At 61.6% G+C, this 14,460-nt stretch carries 15 protein-coding genes; 5 read left to right on the forward strand and 10 right to left on the reverse strand.

The annotated features are described in order from the left end of the window. Window positions 1–66 precede the first annotated feature (66 nt). The 5 genes from LPA37_RS19445 to LPA37_RS19465 form a co-directional block, all read right to left on the reverse strand. Window positions 67–861 carry an ABC transporter substrate-binding protein gene (locus tag LPA37_RS19445; RefSeq protein ID WP_229013380.1) on the reverse strand — a complete coding sequence of 265 codons (795 nt, stop codon included), beginning with the start codon at window positions 859–861 and terminating at the stop codon, window positions 67–69. A gap of 26 nt (window positions 862–887) precedes the next feature. Next, complete coding sequence (locus LPA37_RS19450) at window positions 888–1,739, reverse strand: carbon-nitrogen hydrolase family protein (protein WP_228982982.1); 852 nt, start codon at window positions 1,737–1,739, stop codon at window positions 888–890. Window positions 1,740–1,749: 10 nt separating this feature from the next. Beyond that, window positions 1,750–2,904 (reverse strand): pyridoxal phosphate-dependent aminotransferase, encoded by a 1,155-nt coding sequence (locus LPA37_RS19455; RefSeq protein ID WP_229013381.1) that lies wholly within the window; start codon window positions 2,902–2,904, stop codon window positions 1,750–1,752. A 162-nt stretch (window positions 2,905–3,066) separates the two neighbouring features. Further along, window positions 3,067–4,464 (reverse strand): ATP-dependent RNA helicase DbpA, encoded by a 1,398-nt coding sequence (dbpA, locus tag LPA37_RS19460; protein WP_229013382.1) that lies wholly within the window; start codon window positions 4,462–4,464, stop codon window positions 3,067–3,069. Window positions 4,465–4,497: 33 nt separating this feature from the next. Further along, the gene (locus tag LPA37_RS19465; protein ID WP_228875573.1) at window positions 4,498–4,683 is read right to left on the reverse strand and encodes a hypothetical protein; all 186 of its coding nucleotides are present in this window, start codon (window positions 4,681–4,683) and stop codon (window positions 4,498–4,500) included. A 261-nt stretch (window positions 4,684–4,944) separates the two neighbouring features. On the opposite strand from LPA37_RS19465, the gene LPA37_RS19470 reads away from it, so the two are divergent. The 3 genes from LPA37_RS19470 (at window position 4,945) to LPA37_RS19480 (ending at window position 8,115) form a co-directional block, all read left to right on the forward strand. Further along, complete coding sequence (locus LPA37_RS19470; protein ID WP_229013383.1) at window positions 4,945–5,742, forward strand: ArsR/SmtB family transcription factor; 798 nt, start codon at window positions 4,945–4,947, stop codon at window positions 5,740–5,742. A 395-nt stretch (window positions 5,743–6,137) separates the two neighbouring features. Next, window positions 6,138–7,658 (forward strand): aldehyde dehydrogenase, encoded by a 1,521-nt coding sequence (gene adh / locus LPA37_RS19475; protein ID WP_229013384.1) that lies wholly within the window; start codon window positions 6,138–6,140, stop codon window positions 7,656–7,658. Window positions 7,659–7,722: 64 nt separating this feature from the next. Next, entirely contained in the window at window positions 7,723–8,115 is a 393-nt protein-coding gene (locus LPA37_RS19480; RefSeq protein WP_228982965.1) for a DUF779 domain-containing protein, read from the forward strand. A gap of 26 nt (window positions 8,116–8,141) precedes the next feature. Here the strand turns inward: LPA37_RS19480 and eutC are convergent, their stop codons facing one another. From eutC to LPA37_RS19500, 5 genes are all read right to left on the reverse strand, one after another. Further along, window positions 8,142–8,933 (reverse strand): ethanolamine ammonia-lyase subunit EutC, encoded by a 792-nt coding sequence (gene eutC / locus LPA37_RS19485; protein WP_229013385.1) that lies wholly within the window; start codon window positions 8,931–8,933, stop codon window positions 8,142–8,144. Further along, window positions 8,930–10,330 (reverse strand): ethanolamine ammonia-lyase subunit EutB, encoded by a 1,401-nt coding sequence (locus tag LPA37_RS19490; RefSeq protein WP_229013386.1) that lies wholly within the window; start codon window positions 10,328–10,330, stop codon window positions 8,930–8,932. The genes eutC and LPA37_RS19490 overlap by 4 nt, the downstream gene beginning before the upstream one ends. 51 nt (window positions 10,331–10,381) lie before the next feature. Continuing rightward, window positions 10,382–10,507 (reverse strand): hypothetical protein, encoded by a 126-nt coding sequence (locus LPA37_RS27740; RefSeq protein WP_267478180.1) that lies wholly within the window; start codon window positions 10,505–10,507, stop codon window positions 10,382–10,384. Between the two features lie 163 nt (window positions 10,508–10,670). Next, on the reverse strand, window positions 10,671–10,940 hold the full coding sequence (gene grxC / locus LPA37_RS19495; RefSeq protein ID WP_229013387.1) for a glutaredoxin 3: 270 nt from the start codon (window positions 10,938–10,940) through the stop codon (window positions 10,671–10,673). A 238-nt stretch (window positions 10,941–11,178) separates the two neighbouring features. Further along, window positions 11,179–12,144, reverse strand: a complete 966-nt coding sequence (locus LPA37_RS19500) for an AraC family transcriptional regulator (protein ID WP_228982955.1) — start codon at window positions 12,142–12,144, stop codon at window positions 11,179–11,181. A 190-nt stretch (window positions 12,145–12,334) separates the two neighbouring features. Between LPA37_RS19500 and LPA37_RS19505 the strand changes: the two genes are divergently transcribed. Both LPA37_RS19505 and LPA37_RS19510 read left to right on the forward strand, forming a co-directional pair. Further along, the gene (locus tag LPA37_RS19505) at window positions 12,335–13,753 is read left to right on the forward strand and encodes a dihydrolipoyl dehydrogenase (protein ID WP_229013388.1); all 1,419 of its coding nucleotides are present in this window, start codon (window positions 12,335–12,337) and stop codon (window positions 13,751–13,753) included. A 425-nt stretch (window positions 13,754–14,178) separates the two neighbouring features. Continuing rightward, on the forward strand, window positions 14,179–14,421 hold the full coding sequence (locus tag LPA37_RS19510) for a SymE family type I addiction module toxin (protein WP_229013389.1): 243 nt from the start codon (window positions 14,179–14,181) through the stop codon (window positions 14,419–14,421). Window positions 14,422–14,460: the final 39 nt, after the last annotated feature.

Consider the following 14,460-nt stretch of genomic DNA (forward strand, 5'->3'; position numbering starts at 1 on the left):
TCTCGCCGGCTCGCGCGAGGAAACCTGAGTGCTTCCGCGCGGCCGGCCCGCAGACAAACTACTTCATTACTTCGGCGAAACGTCGATGCTGCCGAAGTACTTGTGCGCCAGCGTCTTCACCGTACCGTCGGCCTGCACCTTCGCGATCGCGGCGTCGAGCTGCTTCTTCAGCGAATCGTCGCCCTTGCGCAGACCAAATGCGATACCGCTGCCAAGAATCCTGTCGTCACGCACCGGCTGGCCGACGAACGAAAAATCCTTGCCGTCCGGACGCGACAGGAAGCCCGTCTGTCCCGCAGGCGCGAGCACCAGCGTGGCATCGAGACGACCGGACACGAGATCCGCGTACACCTGATTCTGGTCCTGATACGACACGACGTTCACGCCTGCCGGTTCCCAATGCGCCTTCGCGTACGTTTCCTGAATCGAAGCCTGCAGCACACCAACGCGCTTGCCCTTCAACGATTCCGGCGTCGGTACGAGGCCGCTGCCGTTGCGCGCGATCAGTTGCGTCGGAACACGGTAGATGATGTTCGTGAACTCGATTGCCTGACGACGTTTCCCGGTTGCGTTCATCGCCGAATTGATCGCATCGAACTTGCGGCCCTGCAGCGCGGGAATCAGCCCGTCAAACGACGTCTCGACCCACGAGCACTTCAGATGCGCGGTCGCGCAGACGGCATTGCCGATGTCGATATCGAAGCCCTGCAGTTCGCCATTCGCGCCCTTCGATTCGAACGGCGGATATTGCGCTTCGAGACCGAAGCGCATCGTTGTCGCGTCGGCGGCGATGGCCGACATCGAGGCCGAGGTCGCGGCGAATGCACAGGCAATCGCCAGCAGGTTCCTGAGCAGCTTCATGGATGATCTCCTTCCCTTTGATCCGGTTAATCTGTCGTGACGTCGGACGGCGTTGCGATGCGTTTGTGCTTCAGCACCGGCAGACGCTCGCGCACCGCGTCGAGCACCGAGGAACCGAGCGTCGCGATAGCGAAGCCTGGCTCGTCGTCGTGTCGCGCGAGCACTTCACCCCATGGTCCGATGATCATACTGTGACCAAAAGTCCGCCAGCCATTGGGATGCGTGCCGCACTGGCCTGAAGCCAGCACGTACGCCTGATTCTCGACAGCACGCGCACGCAGCAGCAGTTCCCAGTGCGCGAGGCCCGTCGTATGTGTGAACGCCGCGGGCACGGCGATGACATCCGCCGCCGGCCCCGCACGGTACAACTCGGGAAAACGCAGGTCGTAGCAGACGGAAAGCCGCAGCGTGCCGAACGGCCCGTGCGCCGTGCCGACGCTGTCGCCACCCACCATCGTATCGCCTTCGGCGTGCTGCTCCGTGCCCTGGCTGAAGCTGAAGAGGTGAATCTTGTCGTAGCGCGCGCGGCATTCGCCGCTCGGGTCGAACAGCAGCGACGTGTTGTACGCATGCGTGCCGGCCTGCGATCCCGCCGGACGGATCGGCACCGTGCCGCCGATCAGCCACGTGCCGGTTTCGCGCGCGAGTTGCGCAAGCGCCTGCTGGATCGGCCCATCGCCTGGCGTCTCGGCCAGCGCGACGCGCTCTGCTTCGTCGTTGCCGATCCAGCAGAAGTACTCGGGCAGGCTCACGAGCGTCGCACCCGCGCGCGCCGCTTCGGTGACCCAGTGACGCGCCTGCTCCAGGTTATACGCGACGTCACCGGTGCTGCTCATCTGCACGACGGCGGCGGTCAGCGTCTTTTCCATCTGACTCATGACGTACTCCTCAGATCGAACAGAGACGGCGTGCGCCTTCGATCAGCGTCGCGTCGTCCTTCGAGAAGCTCAGGCGGATCAGGCCGGAATCAGTGCCGTCGGTGTAAAACGCGGAGAGCGGAATAGTCGCGACCTGCGCATCGCGAATCAGGCGCAGCACGAAATCGCTATCGCGTTCATCGGAGAATCCACGGAAGCGCGCGAGCATGAAGAAGCTGCCTTCGCTCGGCAGCAGTTCGAAGCGCGATTCGCGCAGCGCTTTTGTCAGCAGATCGCGTTTCTTCTGATAAAACGCGGACAGGCCAAGATAACTTTCCCGGTTCGCAAGCGCATCGGCGAACGCGTACTGCATCGGCGTATCGGCGGAAAACACCATGAACTGATGCACCTTGCGGATCTCGTCCATCAACGCGGCAGGTGCGAGACAGTAGCCGACGCGCCAGCCGGTCACGTGATACGACTTGCCGAACGAAGACACGATCACGCTGCGTTCGGCGAGGTCCCGATAGCACGCCATGCTCTGATGCTTCGCGCCGTCGAATACGACGTGTTCGTACACTTCGTCGGAGAGAATCACGATATCGGTGTTGCGCGTGACCGCGCGCAGGCGCTCGATGTCGGCGTCGCTGAAAATGGTCGCGGTGGGATTGTGCGGCGTGTTGATGATGATCATGCGCGTCTTCGGCGTGATCGCGGCCGACACCTCGTCCCAGTCCACGCGAAAGTGTTCTAGCGAGAGCTTGATCGGCACCGGCGTTGCGCCCTGCAGCCGAACGATCGGCGCGTAGCTGTCGAACGAAGGCTCGAAGTAGATCACCTCGTCGCCCGGATGCACGAGCGCGCTGATCGTCGAATAGAGGCCTTCGCTCGCGCTCGCGATGACGGTCACTTCGGTCGACGGGTCGTAGCGCACGCCATACAGCTGCTCGACCTTGTTCGACAGCGCCTCGCGCAGCGCGCCGATACCGGCCATGGGTGCGTACTGGTTATGACCGGCGCGCATGGCCTCTGCGACGCCATCAACGAGCTTCGGGTCCGGCGCGAAATTCGGCGCGCCCTGCGAGAGGTTCAGCGCGTTGTGTTCGGCGGCCAGCTGGCCGATGACGGTAAAGATCGTCGTGCCCACGTCGGGCAGTTTCGAGCGGGCTTGCAAGGCGCTCTGCATGAGGGTTCCTCCATCGGACAGCGTATCGACGGGACGCCACTCGTGCGGCAATCCCATCCTGTTGCTGCCGATTAGGCATCAACCAATACGCAGCCACAATCGAAAGTTTGTCATGCACGGCATGCGTTTACGTCATGGCGTCGCCTGGCGCCGTGGTGGGCCTCAGTCTTCGTCCATCAGACGGACCTTGACCTTCTTGCCCTTCACCTTGCCCGCGTTGAGCTTGCGAAGCGCATCCTTCGCCACGCCGCGCTCGATCGCCACGTAGGTAGAAAATTCCGTTACGTTGATCTTGCCGATCTGCGAGCCGGCAAAACCCGCGTCGCCGGTCAGCGCGCCGAGCACGTCGCCGGGACGGATCTTTTCCTTGCGGCCGCCGAGAATCTGCAGCGTTTCCATCGGCGGCAAAAGCGGCGCGTTGCTCGCCGGCTTCAGCGCGGAGACGGGATGCCATTCGACTTCGCGCCCCTTCGCCTGCTCGATGCTGCCGACGCGCCCCATCTCGTTCATGCTCGCGAGGCTGAGCGCCCAGCCTTCCTGATCCGCGCGGCCCGTGCGACCGATGCGGTGTACATGCACTTCGGGATCAGGCGTGACGTCGACGTTGATCACCGCTTCGAGTTGCGCGATGTCGAGACCGCGCGCCGCGACGTCGGTGGCGACGAGCACGGAACAGCTGCGGTTCGCGAACTGGATCAGCACCTGATCGCGTTCGCGCTGGTCGAGTTCGCCATGCAACGCGAGCGCATGAAAACCCTGCGCGCGCAGCACGTCGAGCAGATCGCGACATTGCTGCTTCGTATTGCAGAACGCGATCGTGCTGACCGGACGGTAATGATTCAGCAGCAGCCCGACGGTATGCAGGCGGTCGTTCTCCGTCACTTCATAGAAGCGCTGGCGGATCTTGCTGTCGTCGTGACGCTCCTCGAGCTTCACGTCCTTCGGATTGCGCAGGAACTGCTGGCTCAGCTTGCCGATGCCTTCGGGATACGTCGCGGAAAACAGCAGCGTCTGGCGTTCTTTCGGGCATTGACGCACGACCGTGGCGATGTCGTCGAAGAAGCCCATGTCGAGCATGCGATCAGCTTCGTCGAGGACGAGCGTGTTGAGCGCTTTCAGATCGAGGCTGCCGCGCTCAAGGTGATCCATGATGCGGCCCGGTGTGCCGACGACGATGTGCGCGCCGTGTTCGAGGCTCGCGGTTTGCGGACGCATCGGCGTGCCGCCGCAGAGCGTCAGCACCTTGACGTTTTCTTCGGCGCGCGCGAGGCGGCGGATTTCCTGCGTGACCTGGTCGGCGAGTTCGCGCGTCGGGCAGAGCACCATCGACTGCACCGCGTAGTTACGCACATCGAGGCGCGCGAGCAGCGCGAGGGCGAACGCAGCCGTCTTGCCGCTGCCGGTCTTCGCCTGCGCGATCAGATCCTGGCCGGCGAGCGCGACCGGCAGGCTGGCGGCCTGGATTGGTGTCATCTCCAGATAGCCGAGCTGCGTGAGGTTGGCCAGCATCGCGGGCGGCAGCGGCAACTGGCTGAAAGGGGCGGGAGTGGGTTTGATCATGTGTTTTGCCTGAGAGTCTGCGTATGCGTCGGCTTACGAAAGCGGACGGCCTTCGATCTGCTCGTAGACGATCGTGCCATCGTCCGCGTCGAAGCGCTCGACGTAGTTGCGCGCGCCGCACATCGGGCAGCGGAACATCAGTCCTTGCCCTTCATTCTTGATGACGACGTCGGACGTTTCCCACTGGGCGTCGCATGACTGGTTTCTGCACGTAAACATCGTTGATTCTCCCGCCTGATCCGGCTGTCTGTTGAGGCTTGCCACGTGTGCGAAGCCAGGGCAGCGCGGATTTCGTGGTGCGTTATATCGAAAGCCCGGCAGTGTCGCACGAAACGGATTCCGCTCGACCGGTTTCGCCCGTCGCGGCGCCGCGTTCTCCGTAATAGACCACAAATAGCACCCGGATCGCGGGAAGAATCGTATGTCGCTGGATACGATGCATCTTGACAGGTGACCATACGGTCACCTATTGTGAGAAACATGGATGACGTATTTAGAGCTTTGGCCGATCCGACGCGCCGCAGCCTGCTCGACGAACTGTTCAAGGAAGACGGACAGACGTTGAGCGCGCTGGAAGCCCGGCTGCCGATGACGCGCTTCGGCGTGATGAAGCACCTGAAGCTGCTGGAAGAGGCAGGGCTTGTTGTCGCCCGTCGACAGGGGCGCGAGAAGCGGCACTTTCTGAACGCCGTCCCGATCCAGCTGATCTACGACCGCTGGGTGAGCAAGTACGCCGCACCGTGGGCCGCCACGCTGAGCGGGCTGAAACATCAGCTGGAGGACAGGACGATGGAAAAAGTGTTCGAGATTTACATCAAGACGACGCCGGAACGCCTGTGGGAAGCGATCACCAACAAGGAAATGCGGGCGAAATATACGTTCGGAATTCAGCTGAGTTCGGACTGGACGCCGGGCTCGCGCTACGAGGCCCTGGGCGGCGGTCACGCGACGTCGGGCCTGGCGGCTGGCAGCGTGGTTGTCGAAGGCGAGAACCTGGAGGTCGATCCACCGAAACGGCTCGTGCAGAGCTTCCGCGCGCTGTGGAGCGACAACGTGAAGAGCGAAGGCACGACGCGCGTGACGTGGGAAATCGAGCAGATCGCGGATTCGTGCCGCCTGACGGTGACGCACGATGAGCTGCGCGAGAACGCGAATCCCGAGTTGTACGGCGGATGGCCGATGATTCTTTCCGGGCTCAAGACGTTGCTTGAGACGGGGGAGATGCTGACGACGCCTGGGTCGCTGATGTACGCGACGGATCCGGCGTCCGGGGCTTGAGCGGGGCCCGCAAGGTCGCTTGCGCAGCAGAGTGGATCATCGGTGATGAGCGGGCACGCGCGGTGGCGCGTGTCCGTTTGTTCGTTGAGCGCCGGTGCATCGATGTTCCGACGCACGCAGCGCTTCATCGTCACGCCCTGCCGGTTTGATCAGGTGTCACAAAAGCAGCCTCCCATGTGTTCAAGTCCTGAACAGGCGTCCCACCGCGTGTTCAAGTCTGGCGCATCGATCTGAACCGCAAAGCATCGGTTCAACGACGCGCATCGCCGCAGTGCCTCTTTGCACACGCATGAATCGCACCGGATACGCCATTGGCACGCTTCTGGCGTATCCGGTTCGCGGCTGGCAGAAGAGCGCACCGACGATAAACGATCACACATGTGAGGAGCACACTGATGAACCATGCAGAGATGCAGTTCCTGACCACCGAATTCCCGTACAAGAAGCAGTACGCGAACTTCATCGGCGGCGAGTGGATAAAGCCCGTTGGCGGCGAGTATTTCGATAACATCTCGCCGATCACCGGCGAGCCGTTCACATCGATTCCCCGCTCTCGCGAAGCCGACATCGAACTCGCGCTCGACGCCGCGCATCGCGCAAAAGTCGCGTGGGGCAAAACGTCGACGACCGAGCGCGCGAACATCCTGAACCGCATCGCCGATCGCATGGAAGCGAACCTGCAGCGCATCGCCGTCGCGGAAACGACCGACAACGGCAAGCCGCTGCGCGAAACCATGGCGGCCGACATTCCGCTCGCGATCGATCACTTCCGCTATTTCGCGGGCTGCGCGCGCGCACAGGAAGGCTCGATCTCGCAGGTCGACGAAGACACCGTCGCGTATCACTTTCATGAGCCGCTAGGCGTTGTCGGCCAGATCATTCCGTGGAATTTCCCGATCCTGATGGCGGTGTGGAAACTCGCGCCGGCGCTCGCCGCGGGCAACTGTGTCGTGCTTAAGCCCGCGGAACAGACGCCCGCCTCGATCCTTGTGCTGCTCGAACTGATTCATGACCTGCTGCCGCCTGGCGTGCTGAACGTCGTCAACGGCTTCGGCCTGGAAGCGGGCAAACCGCTGGCGTCGAACAAGCGCATCGCCAAGATCGCGTTCACGGGTGAGACGACGACGGGCCGTCTGATCATGCAGTACGCGAGCCAGAACATCATTCCCGTGACACTTGAACTCGGTGGCAAGAGTCCGAATATTTTCTTCGCCGATGTGATGGATCAAGACGACAGCTACTTCGACAAGGCGCTCGAAGGCTTCACGATGTTCGCGCTGAACCAGGGCGAAGTGTGTACGTGTCCGTCGCGCGTGCTCGTCGACGAAAAGATCTACGACAAATTCATGGAGCGCGCGCTCAAGCGTGTAGCGGCGATTACGCAAGGCCACCCGCTCGATACGAAAACGATGATCGGTGCGCAGGCTTCGCAGGAGCAGCTTGAGAAGATCCTGTCGTATGTCGATCTCGGCAAGCAGGAAGGCGCCGAGTGTCTGATTGGCGGCGAGCGCAACACGTTGAGCGGTGAATTGAGCAAAGGCTATTACGTGAAGCCGACCGTGTTCAAAGGCCACAACAAGATGCGGATCTTCCAGGAAGAGATCTTTGGGCCGGTCGTCTCCGTCACGACCTTCAAAAACGAAGACGAAGCGCTGGAGATCGCCAACGACACGCTCTACGGCCTCGGCGCAGGCGTCTGGACTCGCGACGGCACGCGTGCCTACCGCTTTGGCCGCGGAATCCAGGCTGGACGCGTATGGACGAACTGCTATCACGCGTATCCGGCCCATGCGGCATTTGGCGGATACAAGCAGTCCGGCATCGGACGCGAGAATCACAAGATGATGCTCGATCACTACCAGCAAACGAAGAATCTCCTCGTCAGCTACAGCGAGAAGCCGCTGGGCTTCTTCTGAGCTCGACGCTCCCGTGGGCGAGTTGCACGTTGCGGTTCGCCCTTTTTTTCACTGGAGTGACGTCATGGCAGACGATGGAGTAGCACGCGTGATCGCAACCCCCGCCGCGGAAGCGTTGATCCACGAACTCGGCGCCGAACACGGATCGATTCTGTTTCATCAGTCGGGCGGATGTTGCGATGGCAGCGCGCCGATGTGTTTTCCTGCGTCGGAGTTCATGGTGGGCAGCTCGGACGTGCGGCTCGGCGAGATTGCCGGTGTGCCGTTCTTCATGAGCGAATCGCAATTCGAATACTGGCAGCACACGCAGTTGATCATCGATGTCGTACCCGGCAACGGCGGTATGTTTTCGCTTGAACGTCCTACCGGGATGCGCTTTCTTACGCGTTCGCGTCTCTTCGAAGATGCGGAAAACGCGTGGCTCGAAAAGCATCCGGTTGCGCGCGCGGATGCGTGATCAAGCGTGATTAAAGGCGTTTTCTCTCAGGCAGACGGCGGCGCAGGGACCGCTGCCGTCGCTGCGGCTGTTTCTTCCAGCGAGGCATCGCTTTCATCTTTAAGGCCGACGCCAGTCAACCCGAGGCGACGCGCATGCGTCAGCAGATAATGCAGCCGATGTGCTGCGGCCTCATATGAAAGCCCTTCAGGACGCACGTTCGAAATGCAGTTGCGCTGCGCGTCGCTGCAACCGGGTTTCGGCGCCCATGTCAAATAGATGCCAAGGCTGTCTGGCGAACTGAGGCCGGGCCGCTCGCCGATCAGCATCACCACCAGCTTTGTTTTCAACAGCTCACCGATTTCGTCGCCGAGCGCGACACGGCTCTGGCGCGCCACGACAACGGGACCGATTTTCCAGTCCGAAAGTCGCGCACAGACGTCCTGCAATAAAGGCAACGACTGTCGCGACGCGGCGAACGCAGAAAGACCATCGGCGATGACGAACACGACGTCGGGCGAATCTATCGTGACACGCGCCAGCGCTTCACGGCTCTCGTCGGACAAACGCCGCCCAAGATCCGGACGACGCAGATAATGCTCGCGATCGGGTGCCGCGCTATGCACATCGATCGATGTAAAACCATGCGCGCGCAGCTGTTCATGCAAGGCATCGGCGTCGAGCGGATGATGCACGGCGTCGCGCGCCTGCGCGTGCGAGAGGTCGAATGCCAGTAGCGGCGCGGTCGGCAGACTGTTTCCCGCGCGACCCAATGCAATACGTGCGTTAGTGAATTCACGCAGCGCGTTCCATGGATTCTTTTCGAGGAAGTCGCTCATGCGAGGTCGGCTCCCATCCAGTCTTTAGCGCCTTGCAGTAGCGGCTGGCGCGGAGATGCGCTCAAAAGCGCGCCGCGCGTGTCGGTGATCTGCATCGCCTCAAGCCACGCTTCGAATTCCGGCGCGCGACGCAGGCCTAAAACATCGCGCACGTACAACGCATCGTGAAACGACGTGCTTTGATAGTTGAGCATCACGTCGTCGGCGCCCGGAACGCCCATGATGAAATTGACGCCCGCAACACCCAGCAGCGTGAGCAGATTGTCCATGTCGTCCTGATCGGCTTCCGCGTGATTCGTGTAGCAGATGTCGCAACCCATCGGCACGCCAAGCAGCTTGCCGCAGAAGTGATCTTCGAGACCGGCGCGCGTGATCTGCTTGCCGTCGTACAGATACTCCGGCCCGATAAAGCCGACCACCGTGTTCACCAGAAACGGATTGAACTTGCGCGCGACAGCATACGCGCGCGCTTCACATGTCTGCTGGTCGACGCCATGATGCGCGTTCGCCGAAAGCGCGCTGCCCTGCCCGGTTTCGAAATACATCAGGTTGTCTCCGACCGTTCCGCGTTTGAGCGACAACCCGGCCTCATAACCTTCCTGCAAAAGCGCAAGCGTGATGCCAAAGCCCGCGTTTGCCTTCTCCGTGCCCGCGATCGACTGGAACACGAGATCGACCGGCGCGCCCTTCTCTATCGCGGCAATCGTGTTCGTGACGTGCGTGAGCACGCATGACTGCGTCGGCACCTGATAGCGTTGACGGAAGCCGTCGACCATGTGCAGCAGCGTGGTGATGGCGGCGAGGCTGTCGGTGGCGGGATTGATGCCGATCATCGCATCGCCGCAACCGTACATCAGGCCATCGAGCATCGACGCCGCGATGCCCTTGACGTCATCGGTTGCGTGATTCGGTTGCAGGCGCACGGACATGTGTCCGGGCAAGCCGACGGTATTGCGAAAGCGCGTCACCACCGGACGCTTGCGCGCCGCCACGATCAGATCCTGATTGCGCATCAGTTTCGACACCGCCGCGACCATCTCCGGTGTCAGGCCCGCCGTGATTCGTGTGAGCGCCGCGGTATCCGTCGTGCTGGAGAGCAGCCAGTTGCGGAAATCGCCGACTGTCAGATGTGCGATTTCGGCGAACGCTTCGGGCGAGTGATCGTCGATGACGAGGCGTGTGACTTCGTCGCTTTCGTACGGCACGACCGCTTCGTTGAGGAACGTGCGCAGCGGCACCGATGCGAGCGCGATCTTCGCGGCGACGCGTTCCTCCTCGCTTGCCGCCGCGATGCCGGCGAGCTGGTCGCCGGAGCGCAGCGGGCTCGCCTTCGCCAGCAGGGTCTTCAGATCGGCGAACCGGTACGTACGGCTGCCGATAGTCTCCGTATAGTTCATCTTCCGTTGCTCCATCGCCGTTGCCCGGAAGCAGCGGCTTTGCGTGGCGCGTCAGTCTTCGAGCAGGGCGTTCGCCGAAGCGGCTTCATGCTGACGACGTGTCGACACGAAGTACAGGTAGCCGGGCACGAGAGCGATCGCGAACACAATCGCCACCCGAAAGTTGAAGTACACCATGCGCTTGTGTGGGCCGCAAGCAGACGCCCATCGGCCGATGGTAGAGCGCCATTAATCGAAGTGTTATCGGAAATCGGCAAAGATCAGGCGATTTGACGGCATTAAGCGTCTGCCGCATCGCGCGGCCGGTCAGGCGAGCTTGCCTGACCGCCTGTTCCACGCATTACGAAAGTGCTTCGTCGCGACGGAGCAGTGCATCGAGACGGCCGTCCTGATCCAGCGCTGACAGATCGTCGAATCCACCGACATGCGTCGCGCCGATGTAAATCTGCGGGACAGTGCGACGCCCTGTTTTCTTCGCCAGCGCGATGGCCGCGTCGCGGTCGCCTTCGATACTGATTTCGTTGTACGCCACCCCTTTGCCGCGCAGTAGCGCCTTCGCTGCGAGACAGTACGGGCACGTCGGTGTTGAGTAGATCGTGACTGAAGACATGATGATTACCTTTGAAAGAGTTTCCGTCGACGACGGTGTGACTGAACTATAAAAGTCATCCCCTCGATCGTTAATAGCGTGGCGGCTCATCAAAATGCTCATTCGGCTCATCGGCGTTTTGGGCGATCAGACAATAGAAACAACGCGATGCGATTTGACAGACGTGCGAACGCATCGCATGCGTCACGCCGTTTGGGAGATGGAGGATGAAGAACAACGGCCCTTGCCGGGCCGTCGTTTATTCCGCGCGGATGTTGCCGCCGGAGGAACGCCAGCGCGCCGGCGTCACACCGATCTGACGTTTGAAGACCCGCTGGAACGCGGCTTCCGACTGATAGCCCACTGCTTCGCCGATCCCGGCGACCGGCGTGGTGGACTGCAACAGGGCACGGCCGGCGATCGTCATGCGCACTTCGGTGAGCACGTCGGTGGCCGAGCGGCCGATGGCTTCCTGGAACTGCCGCACGAACGTCGCGCGCGACATGTTGCAGAGCGACGCGAGCTGATCGAGCGTCCACGGCTCGCCGGGCGTCTCGAACATCGCCGAGACCGCCGCCTGCAGGCGCGGCCGGCCCGCGAGCGCGAGCAGCCCGTGTGGCGGCGCCGACAGTTCGCTCGCGAAGCGCAGCGTCAGCGCGAACAACGCCGCCGAGAGATGGCTCACGAGCGTCTCGCTGCCGGGACCGTCGTCGGTGGCTTCCTCTCTCATCAATTCGATCAGGCGTGTGAGGCGCGAGTTCGCCGTCGACTGGGTGGATTCGCCTGCCTCGCCGCGCGCGTTGCCCGCGTTCGCGCTGCGGACGATCAGGCGCCCCGGCAGGTGATCGCGCAGCAACCGGTCGGGGACCGCGCCGAGCAGGAAGCGGCCGCAGAGGATGTCCGCCGATGCGCCCTCGCCGCCGTTCTCCAGGACCACCGAAGAGATCGCCTGACGCGGCGTTGGCTGGCTGGGCGTCGCACCGCTGCCGTCGTGGATGCGATGGGCGTCGCCGGCTGGAAACACGATGATGTCGCCCGGGAAGAGCCGCTCGAGCGGGCCGGTGCCGTCCTCAACGACCGCGCTGCCGGAGAGCAGCACGTGGTACGGGATTTCGCGGACACCCGACTTTTCCTGGTTGATGGCCCACGGGGCGCCGAAGTGACAGCGCACATCGAGGCGTCCGGTGACGGGCATCAGGGAAAGGAGTCGACTTAACAGATCCATATGAGCCGCTTGAGCATGTTTATGCGTCGTTTGAGGATTAGCGCCGGGCAAGCGCCGACATATAGTGACGTCATGCAATGCCAGTCGATTCTACTTGAGGAGGGTGCAGGCCGTTGGGGCCGGTGTCCACGTCCTGTGGACCGGGGCTGTGACCGGTTGTCGGCCATGTGCGATCCCCATTGAGGATGTCATGAAAACAGTTCAAACCGATGTTGCGATTATTGGCGCCGGCAGTGCCGGCTTGCCGGCGTACCGCGCGGCGAAGGCAGCGGGCGCGTCCGCGATGCTCATCGAGGGCGGGCCTTATGGGACGACCTGTGCGCGTGTGGGATGTATGCCGTCGAAGCTGCTTATCGCGGCTGCTGAGGCCGCGCATGCTGCGGCGCGGACGGCGCCGTTTGGCGTGCACGTCGATGGGATGATTCGTATCGATGGTCGCGAGGTGATGGCGCGAGTGAAGGGCGAACGCGACCGCTTCGTGGGTTTTGTGGTCGAGAGCACCGAGGGGATTCCTGAAGCGGACCGGTTGATCGGTTACGCGCGGTTTATCGATGACGGGTTGTTGCAGGTCGGCGACCACACGCAGGTGCGCGCGCGCAGTGTGGTGATTGCGACCGGGTCGTCGCCGTATGTGCCGGAGATGTATCGGAAGCTGGGCGACCGGGCGATTGTGAATGACGATGTTTTTGCCTGGGATGATCTGCCGCGGAAGGTGGCTGTTGTGGGCGCGGGTGTGATCGGGCTGGAGCTGGGGCAGGCTTTGTCGCGTTTGGGCGTGGATGTGACGGTTATCGGCGCACGTGGGCGGGTTGGGCCTTTGACGGATCCTGTTATCAAGGATTACGCCGGAAAGGTGTTCGCCGATGAGTTCCGGTTTTTTGCGCGGGCCGAGGTTGAGGCTGTTTCGCGTGAGGGCGATAGCGTGCGGATGCGGTATCGGACTGAGGCTGGCTCTGATTCTGGTTCGGGGCAGGTGGTTGAGGATACGTTTGACTATGTGCTGGTTACGGCTGGACGAAGGGCTAATGTGGCTGGGCTGGCGTTGGGGAATACGTCGCTAGTGGTCGATAAGGACGGCGTGCCCGTTTATGATCCGCTGACTTTGCAGGCTGGTGCGCATCCTGTGTTTATTGCTGGGGATGTGAACGGTGTATTGCCGTTGCTGCATGAGGCTGCGGATGAAGGTAAGGTCGCGGGGACGAATGCTGCGCGGTTTCCGGATGTTGCTGCGCTGGTTAGAAGGGCTCGGATTTCGGTGGTGTTTTCGGACCCGGGCGTGGCGATGGTTGGTGCGCGGTTTGTCGATCTGGCGCCGGGTTCGTTTGTGGTCGGTGAGGTTAGTTTCGAAGACCAGGGGCGTAGCCGCATCATGTTGCGTAATCGTGGGTTGATGCATGTGTATGCCGACAAGACTACGCGGCAGTTCGTCGGCGCGGAATGGATCGGGCCGGATGCTGAACATATCGCTCACCTGCTCTCATGGGCGCTGCAGATGAAGCTCACCGTCGATGCGATGCTGGAGATGCCTTTTTATCACCCTGTGGTTGAGGAAGGGGTGAGGACGGCTTTAAAGGCGGCGGTGGTAGCGCTGGAAGAGGCTGGAACCTGAGTGTGATTTTGGGCCTCTCAATGTAGAGATGCTCACGGGTCCGGCGGGTCTCCGGAAATGCAGCGGCCAATCACCGCAAAATTTGCGGTGATTGGCACGGATATTCTCCGCATCGTTTGCGGTGATTGAGGGCTCGATTTTCTGGCGAGATAGCGGCCGGACTGTTTTTGCCGACCATAGTCACAAACGTGACGAGAGTTTGATTCAACGCAGAAGCGCGAACGGATTTGCTGCCCGGTGGCCATTCGGCATATTGTTTGAGAATTTTCACTGCGTGAAAATAGATCGGATGACTCACTAAGCGTCATCGATCGAACCGATTGATAGAACAGCGGAGAACATCTGGAAGGAAAAGAAGCGCGGGCCGTATGGGCGGCAACCCATACGGCCCGCTGACCACAACCAACTCACCGAAGGAGTTGATCATGGCTGACGCCAATCATAAAGCAGTTGCACCTGTTACCGAACGTTTTGCGACGATTTCGTCACAAAGACGACCGCGACCGATCAGAAGCGTCCACGATTACTACCGTCCACGGAAGGATTTACCGCCCGCGCCCTGGATTCGTCTCGCCGGGCGATGGCTCGACAAAGCGGGCTTCACGATTAATAGCCGTATTCGCGTTGAAGTGCATCGTGGAAAGCTCGTTATCACGCTCGCAACCTGACACGCCTCCCAAACAATAAGCCCGGTGCGAACTGGGTTT

The sequence above is a fragment of the Paraburkholderia gardini genome, assembly GCF_907164545.1.
Lineage (GTDB): Bacteria > Pseudomonadota > Gammaproteobacteria > Burkholderiales > Burkholderiaceae > Paraburkholderia > Paraburkholderia gardini.